Source organism: Bacillus sp. JJ1503 (genome assembly GCF_036965125.1).
GTDB lineage: Bacteria > Bacillota > Bacilli > Bacillales > Cytobacillaceae > Cytobacillus.
Genome location: NZ_JBALOZ010000003.1, coordinates 1 through 8,918, shown reverse-complemented (window position 1 = coordinate 8,918; position 8,918 = coordinate 1). Strand labels below are relative to the sequence as shown.

8 protein-coding genes are annotated in these 8,918 nt (G+C 36.9%); all 8 read right to left on the bottom strand.

The features are described from left to right. Nucleotides 1–488 (bottom strand): ABC transporter ATP-binding protein (locus V7149_RS00525; RefSeq protein WP_335343732.1); only part of this gene is annotated, 488 nt, incomplete at its 3' end. A 14-nt stretch (nucleotides 489–502) separates the two neighbouring features. Then, the gene (locus V7149_RS00520; protein WP_335343731.1) at nucleotides 503–1,822 is read right to left on the bottom strand and encodes an aspartate aminotransferase family protein; all 1,320 of its coding nucleotides are present in this window, start codon (nucleotides 1,820–1,822) and stop codon (nucleotides 503–505) included. 12 nt (nucleotides 1,823–1,834) lie between these two features. After that, on the bottom strand, nucleotides 1,835–3,034 hold the full coding sequence (locus V7149_RS00515; RefSeq protein ID WP_335343730.1) for a hypothetical protein: 1,200 nt from the start codon (nucleotides 3,032–3,034) through the stop codon (nucleotides 1,835–1,837). After that, nucleotides 3,034–3,972, bottom strand: coding sequence for a succinylglutamate desuccinylase/aspartoacylase family protein (locus tag V7149_RS00510; protein ID WP_335343729.1), 939 nt, complete (start codon nucleotides 3,970–3,972; stop codon nucleotides 3,034–3,036). Before V7149_RS00510 ends, V7149_RS00515 begins: the two co-directional genes overlap by 1 nt. A gap of 16 nt (nucleotides 3,973–3,988) precedes the next feature. Beyond that, the gene (gene nikC / locus V7149_RS00505) at nucleotides 3,989–4,891 is read right to left on the bottom strand and encodes a nickel transporter permease (RefSeq protein ID WP_335343728.1); all 903 of its coding nucleotides are present in this window, start codon (nucleotides 4,889–4,891) and stop codon (nucleotides 3,989–3,991) included. An 11-nt stretch (nucleotides 4,892–4,902) separates the two neighbouring features. Continuing rightward, a complete protein-coding gene (locus V7149_RS00500; RefSeq protein ID WP_335343727.1) occupies nucleotides 4,903–5,886 on the bottom strand; it encodes an ABC transporter permease in 984 nt (327 codons plus the stop codon). A gap of 56 nt (nucleotides 5,887–5,942) precedes the next feature. Beyond that, entirely contained in the window at nucleotides 5,943–7,568 is a 1,626-nt protein-coding gene (locus V7149_RS00495; protein WP_335343726.1) for an ABC transporter substrate-binding protein, read from the bottom strand. Nucleotides 7,569–7,599: 31 nt separating this feature from the next. Next, nucleotides 7,600–8,706 (bottom strand): M24 family metallopeptidase, encoded by a 1,107-nt coding sequence (locus V7149_RS00490; RefSeq protein ID WP_335343725.1) that lies wholly within the window; start codon nucleotides 8,704–8,706, stop codon nucleotides 7,600–7,602. Between the last annotated feature and the right edge of the window lie 212 nt (nucleotides 8,707–8,918).

Below are 8,918 nucleotides of genomic sequence, written 5' to 3'. Positions count from 1 at the left end.
CTTTGCCTCATTCCACCTGATAGTTGATGAGGATAGCTATGGTATATTTCATCAGGACGGGGAATTCCAACTAGTTTTAATAAGTCTACTACTTTTTCTTTTCGTTCTTTTTTCTTAAGTTTTTTATGAATTTTTAAGGATTCTCCTATTTGGTCACCAATACTATAGACTGGATTGAGTGATGTCATAGGTTCTTGAAAGATCATACTGATTTGATTGCCGCGTAGTTTTCTCATTTCTTTTTTTGGTAAATCAAGAAGATTGATTCCATTAAAATCAATCTTCTCGCCAGATACTGTTCCAGGTGGTTTAACGAGTCCCATAATAGAGAGTGAGGTAACGCTTTTCCCGCAACCGGATTCACCGACAATCCCTAGTGTCTCCCCTTTCTTTACATGAAACGAAATTCCATCTACTGCGTTGAAGGGAGTTTTTTTAGAAAAAAATGTTGTTTTTAAATTGTTAACTTCTAGGATGTTCGTGCTCAAGAATCCCTCCCCCTTTATGAACCCGTTTTTATACCAGTATTTTGCTGCAGACTGACATCCATATAGTCCACTAACTGTTGAATAATTTCATCTGTATGAGCCATTGAAATAGCATGATGAAGCAGGTAGTTAGGAGAACAATACACACCTTTTCCTGCAAGTGTTTCAATAAACTTCGCATAATGTTCCTTTTTGCTTTGGGTTGCACTTCTGTAATCAACGATTTCTTGATCGGTAAAATACCAATGGAAATGTCCGCCTCTTCCTTGCATTCTTGCTTTTATTTGATATTTATCTGCGATATTAGCAAACTCTGTAATTAGTTTTTCCGTTTTAGTTTGGAGCGTCTGGAATACTTTTCTTTCCTCGTAAATCTCCAGAAAGGCCAGTGATGCTGCTAAAGAAAGCTGATGGCCATTATACGTTCCAACAAAAGAGCATGTTCCTTTACCAGGTGTTACCGTTTCAAAAATGGCTGATTTCCCTGCTAAAGCAGCTAGCATATAACCGTTACTAATCGCCTTACCAAATGAGGACAAATCAGGTGTCACTCCATAATACTCTTGAGCGCCACCAGGTGAATCTCTAAATCCGGTTAATAACTCATCAAATACAAGAACAATATTTAATTGGTCACATAATTTTCTCAATCCTTGTAAGTATTCTTTTTTGGCTGGAATATAACCGATATCAATCATAGTTGGTTCAATAATTAAAGCAGCAATTCGGTGTTTGTTTTTAGTAAGTAACCGTTCAGCTGTTTCCAGGTCATTATAAGGAAGAACAAGAGTACTCTTTACCACATCCTCAATTAGTCCAGATGCACCTGGAAGTGAATTCGGTTCGGATTTATCTCCCGCCTTTTGCAGATCTGGCCAAGTACTCACGTGGACAGCATCGTGCCAACCGTTATATGCTCCTTCAATGACTGCGATATCGGATTTACCTGTATATGTTCTTGACATTGCCATTGCATGCATAATAGCTTCCGTACCAGTATTGGTGTAACGAATTTTCTCAGCTGTAGGAACGAGAGAAAGGAATTTCTCGGCTGTTTTTATACTTAATTCTGTTTCCACTCCGGTAACAATTCCTGACGTACTGTAATATTGGATTCGTTCATTAAATTCTTGATCATTATGACCAAGAATGATAGAACCATTCCCCATGATGCAATCAATATAGCGATTGCCATCGACATCCGTTAGATATGCTCCTTCACCCTTTTGGTAATAAATGGGGTGAGGATTTCGAAAACGTGAATTCGAATTAACACCACCAGGTATTGACGTTACTGCTCTTTTATATAGCTCTTCTGATTTTGTAAGTTGCATTATAGACACTTCCTATCTAAATTGTTTAACTGTATCAGCGGATAACATGTTTTTATATAAAAAGTCATAGAATTCTACTTTTTTATTTTCAGGTAAATTAGTATATACCTGCTGAACTGCTTCATTACCTCTCCAATAGGAATAAATAAATGGAGCTCTTAGATTGTGTTTAAAGAAACGAAGTCTCGATTCAATCCAATTTTCCTCAGCAAATGCAAATTCTCTTAAAAATGCAGCTACCTCTTCATCTGATTTTTTCTCCGTATGAATCATATGGGCTGCATTTATTCCAGAGGTGGATTTAATTTCTTGGTATAATTGATAGATTTCATCATCAATCGTATGAACCCAATCAATAAAATGAATTCCATTGTCACCAATTCCCTCAAAAATAGAGCTACTTGCCGTGTTTGTTATGACTAATGCCGCATCTAAAGGAATATCACCAGATTTTACTCCTAACTCCCTAATCTTCATATGGGTGGTGTGTCCTGGAAAAGACTCATGACATACTAAATGCTTCAATGATTCATACGTGTAGGATAAATCACCATTAATATACATTTTTCCGCCAGGATAATCACAGTAGGCGCTATATGGAACACCGTAAACGACTACAGGGATAACTTCTGTATCTTCCATTTCCTTAAACATCTTTTGAACGACTCGTTCTTTACCTTGTAATAGCAGGTCTTTTAAAACAGATTCAATTTGCTGTGAAGGAACATGTTGTGTTTGTTCCCACTTCCTTACTTTTTCTAGTAAGGATCCCGTCAATCCTTTTTTGGATAATAGGCTATTCAATTTTTGGTGAAGACTTTTTCTTTCAGCAAGTGTAAGGGGATTCTCGTTTACATATAATAATCCCCTTACTTTTTCTCTGAAAGGAATAGATTCACCACTACACCATTTTGCGAGTATCATTAATGAACCAATTTGTTGTTGCATGTAATTTCTACGAACCTCGGATTGAATATTTACATATTTGTTTCTTAAATCCTCTAAATCTGAAAATATATCATTCCAAGTGCGATAATTATTTGGAGTTTCATTAGTCAAATTAACTGGAACTAATCCTTCATTATCTAAGGACTCTTCCGTGGTTAATGAAATATTTTTTCGATAAAACCTATCCATTCCAAGAACAACTTTTGTATAGTATTGGGATAATTTGTGATCTAAATCCTCAAAAAGGACCGTTTGAGTACTCATTAATTTTTCTCCGCACTATCAAGATTTCCTAACATAAATCCAAAATCACCAGGGTCTACTTTATGAAAGAGGCCTCTCGTTAAAATCACCAAGTTTTTTTGAAAAGGTGTGCGAATGACCTCAAGTTCTTCGAAAGTTCTTGGATTAAATGTCCGTGCGAGAACTTGATTACCCTCAATTACTGTTCCAACTGAACTAAAATCAAACTCTGGCACCATAATTCCTCCTTGTATTGGACGAATAGTGGCAATCTCAGTCATAACCTTCTGTTCAGGTGCAGGAGTCATCTCCCCAGGAATCATTTTCAATTTCTTCATTACATTAAATATTCCTGCAACGCCTCTTTCAATATCCCTGTCATAGTTCGGACCCCCTCCAACCTCGACAGTAATACTTGGGATTCCTTTTCCTATTGCATAAGTAGCTGTTGTTCCTTCGTATGGATTGGAAGGACGATACAGGATTGGAAAGTTAAACGCCCTTGATAAATCTTCATCATTCTGAATGTATACATAATCAACAATTGGAATAGCTCCACCGGCGTGCAAGTCAATAAAAACATCAATATGATCTAAAAAGTTCTCTACCATAGAATGGGCGAGTTGTTCTGTTACCCAGCCATTTTTATTTCCTGGAAACAAGCGATTCATATTGTTCATATCAAGGGGTGTATTTCGGGTCATGCTTTCAAAAGCAAGAGGATTGGCAACTGGGAGCAGCTTTACGACCCCAGATAGATTGCTTTCATCTAATCTGTTATAAACGCGTCGAATAATTTCCGCCCCTATAATCTCATCGCCATGCACTAATGCTGAAATGCCAAGTACAGGCCCTTCTTTTACACCGTGAATAGTATGAATCGGTAATGAAAGTGGATTTCCATTCGATAAATGTGTAACAATAACCTCTTTATATTCGCGTGTAGATGTAACTGTCATGATAATTCCTCCTTAATTAATTTCGTTTTAGTTTTGAATCCGTTAAATCTCTAATCCCATCACCTAATAAATTAAATCCTAAAACAGTAATCATAATTGCCATTCCAGGATAGATTGACAAATAAGGGGCTTCCCGAATAAATTTCATTCCGAAGGCCAATGTCCATCCCCAACTAGATTCCGGTGGTTGAATCCCTAATCCCAAAAAGCTAAGTGTTGCTTCGGAGACAATGGCTGTACCAAGTCCTAATGTAGCGACAACGACAATCGGGGCTAAACAATTGGGCAATACATTAAAGAAGATAATCCGAAAGTCACTTGATCCAATCGTTTTTGCTGCCTGAATATATTCCTCCTCTTTTATAGCAAGAACATTGGCTCGGACAATTCTAGCGTAATTTGTCCAGTATACAAATCCCAAAGCTAATATGACATTTTCTATACCTGGTCCTAGTGCTGCAACAAGTGCGATGGCTAAAAGCAATACAGGAAACGATAAAACAATATCAACTATGCGCATAATAATTGTGTCAACCCATCCACCGTAATATCCGGAAATTAATCCAAGGGTTACCCCAATGACCATAGCTATAGCCACTGATATTAAACCGACTTGAAGGGAAACCCTTGCTCCATAGATCAATCTAGTAAACAAATCACGTCCAAATTGATCGGTTCCTAAAATATGTCCATCTTTCATTGGAGTAAGAAGACGATTTCCCATCTCCATTTCATATGGGTCATGAGTCGATATGAGAGGTGCAAAAATCGCACAAAATATAACAATTAAAACGAATATTCCTCCTATTAATACTGATTTACTTTTAGTCAAAAGATGAAGGAATTCTCCTAATTTAAACCTCTTTTTGGGTAAATTATTTGTTTTGTTTTCCGTTTGGAATTGATTTGAAAGCTCCATCACCTCCCTCCTTAAGCTTGTTGGATTTTTGGATTGATAACGGCATATAGGATATCTACAATCAAGTTAATCAAAGCGAAAATAAGCGCAATCATTAATACACAGCCTTGAACAACTGGAAAATCTCTCTGACTAATCGCTGTTATTACTAATCGACCGATACCGGGCCACGCAAATACTGTCTCAGTTACAATCGCACCACCAAGTAAATTTCCAAATTGGAGCCCTACGATTGTTACAACTGGGATTAAAGCATTTCTAAAAGCGTGCTTCATGATCACAATAAATCCTCTAACTCCCTTTGCTTCAGCTGTTCGAATATAGTCCTCTTTCAATACTTCAAGCATGGCTGAGCGGACCATTCGAGTGATTAATGCTGCACTCATGACACCTAGAGTGAACGCCGGTAAAATTAAATGCTTAAGGCTATCTACCACATAGTAAAGGTTTCCGGACTGAATTGTATGCCCGATGGCTTCATATAAAGGCTCTCCCCTTCCGAAAGAAGGTAGGATATTTAAGTTTACTGAGAAGCCAATAATTAATAGTAGACCGAGCCAGAAAACAGGCATAGAAACCCCAAGTTGAGCAAAAAACATGCTAACGTAATCGAGCCATGAGAATTGTTTTGCAGCTGATAGAATCCCTAATGGAATAGCAATAATTAGCGCAATGACCATAGCGATGAGAGCTAGTTCGATGGTTGCTGGTAAATGCTTGAAAATCAGTGTAATCACGGGTGTATCTTGAAAAATCGAAATTCCTAGATTTCCTTGAAACAGGTTTTTAAGGAAAACCATTAACTGAATATAAAGTGGTTCATTTAATCCCATCACATTTCTTAATCGTTCGAGATCCTCAGGTGTTGCATCTTGGCCAAGCAAGGTCAAGGCAGGATCACCTGGTATTAAGTGCAAAAGAAAGAATACAAGGATGGATATCCCTAATAGTACGGGTATAAATTGTAGAAATCGTTTGATTATAAATGTTGCCACTTAGACCACTCCTGACTTTAAAGGAAAGGAGGGATCTCCCCTCCCTTATTTCAGACTTAATTTGATATTTCAGCCATTTTTAGTCCATTAAAACTTCCACTTGGATGAATGTTAAAACCAGTTAAGTTTTTGCTATACATGGCAATATATCCTTGGTACAGAACGACATTATACGCTACTTCCTCGGTAACAATCTTTGCGGCTTCCTGGTAGATTGAAGTGCGTTCCGTTCGATCAAGTGCTGCTCTTCCTTCTTCAATTAATTTGTCAACGGTTGGATTACTGTATTTTCCGTAGTTACTTCCGCCATTAGTATGAAATGGATTATAAAAAGAACGATCTGGATCAATTTGATTTAACCAGCCAACTAGTGCAATATCAAAATTACCTTCAGTTAATGCTGCGCTAAAAGTTGGCCACTCGCTTGTTTTTACTTCTGTTTGAATTCCATATTTGGTGAATTCATTTTGTAAGTATTCAACAGTCTGTATACGGTTTGGATCCTCGCTATGAGTCGATAGAGTAATAGTTAACTTTTCTCCGTTTTTATCTAGTATTCCATCTCCATCGGTATCTTCCCATCCAGCTTCTTTGAATAGCTCTGCAGCTTTACTAGGATCATAAGGGAATCCAGAAATGGAATCATCATAAGCCCAAGATGCAGGAATTAGTGGTGATTTACCTGGTTTATCCATCCCTTGATAAATATCAGTGGAAATAACGTCTTTGTTTACTAAGTGTGAAATGGCTTGACGGACATTCATATCAGATAGGATAGGGTGTTTTTGGTTAAAGTTTAAATAAGTAAATCCTAGTCCCTCAGTTTCCTTGACTTCAAATTTGTTATTTTCTTTTAATCGTTTAATATCCTGTGGTGAGAGTGGTGAATGGACTAAGTCAATATCTCCTGATTCAAGAGAAGCTACGCGTGTAGAGTTGTCAGGAATAATAAAATACGTGATCTTTTTCGTTTTTGGTTCTCCATTCCAATAGTTTTCATTTGCTTCAAATGAAATTTTACTATTTTTATCCCACTTCACCATTTTATAGGCACCAGTTCCTATTGGATTACTTGATAAGGAATTATCATTTTTTTCACCAATATGTTTTGGGACAATTCCAATATTTAAATAGGTTAACAAAGGGGCTGACGGTTGTTTTAAAGTGAATTTCACCTGATGACTATTAATTACTTCTACAGATTCTATTGGTGCATAAAAAGAAGCGGAAGGTGCTTGAAAGTTTGGATCAATGATACTGTCATAGGTATACTTAACGTCTTCTGCAGTGAATGGCTCACCGTCATGGAATGTTACATCATCACGGAGAGTGAAAATCCACGTGGTTGGATCAGGATTCTCCCATTCTTTTGCAAGTGCTGGTTCTGGCTCCAAATTAGCTGAAAGGACAATAAGTCCATCATAAACAAGTTCTGAAACTCTTGTTGCCGAGACATCTTTAGAAAGACGTGGGTCCATAGTTCCTGCATCAACATCTAATCCGACCTTTATGTCATCTCTCTTTTCGGAAGTGGCGCTGCTGCCAACAGAATCACTAGAACTACTAGAGTCATTGGAACCTGAGTTCGTGCTTGAAGGCTTTTCATAGGAACAACCCGCTAGAAAAGCTGTAAGGGTTAATGCAATAACAAATACTATAGACACCCATTTTTTTTGCCCCATAATTTTCATATTCCTCCTTTGGCTTCTCCTTTTAATTTTGTTCTACGCTAGTGAATTCTATATATTGCACCTCCTTGGAGCAATTTGTGAGAACTTCACAACCATTTTTAGTAACAACAACGATATCTTCTATTCGAATCCCATATTTATTCGGAAAATATAGTCCGGGCTCTATACTGAAAGCCATTCCAGGTTGGATTACATCATGGTTGTTTTTATGAATAGACACTCCCTCATGAAGTTCTAGTCCAATGCCGTGTCCAGTTCGATGAATAAAATATTGATGGTAACTTTTTTTTGCAAACAAACTTCTAATAAATAAATCTATTTCGGAAAATAGCACCCCTGGTTTGACCATTTCAATCGCTTGTAATTGTGCTTCGTGAACGACTTTATATAAATCTTCAAATTTTTGATTTCTTCTACCTAAGAAAAAAGTTCTTGTAATATCAGAGCAATACTCCTTAAACACCCCACCCATATCTATTAAAATTGGTTGATCCATACGACACATTTGGTCGATTATGACATGGTGAGGATTTGCCGAGTTTTCTCCGAATCCGATAATTGGATTGAAGGATAGTTCTTCAACTCCATGCTCTGCGAAGAAACTCTTAATTGTTCTTGCAACTTCTTTTTCTGAAGCAGGAAAATGTTGGAGTTGGAGAATTTGATACATGACTGCATCTGCAATCTTTGCCGATTGCCGAAGAGTATCAATTTCCTGCTCATCTTTAATTTCTCTCAACTTTTCTATAATTGTACTTTTTTCAAAAGTTATTTCTGGGAACTCTTTCAACAAATCAATTAAATAGGAACAAAGCCAATTCTGGTCGATTCCTAATTTTTCTTGGTTCAAAAAGTTAGTAGCCAACATTTGTAGCGGATTCATTTCATCACTGTAGTAAACGATTTCAATCTCAGTTGACGTAGGAACTTGGTCGAAAAACATTTGATGAATAAATAGTTTTGGCTTTTTTTTAAATGATAATAGTAGTGCGGTCATCCGTTCACCTGTATCAATGTTTGCCCCTAATAAATACTTCAAATTATAAATGGAAGTGACGACCAAATGGTCAAATCGATTTGATTCTAATTCATGTAAACAGTTCTTCAATCTAGTAGAATATGGTTCCAATTTCCAAATCATCCCTTTCTAGTTAAAAATAAAAGACCGAGCCATGTCGAAATAACCCTTATAAAAGGAAGATTTCGAACAGCTCGGTCTTAAAAATCTTTGTTATGAATAGGGGATACCTACCCACTGATCTTTAGGCTCGCTGGTTTTTATAATCATTTGAATATTCCGTATATTTTGATTATATATATTACCAATAATAAAGTCAATAA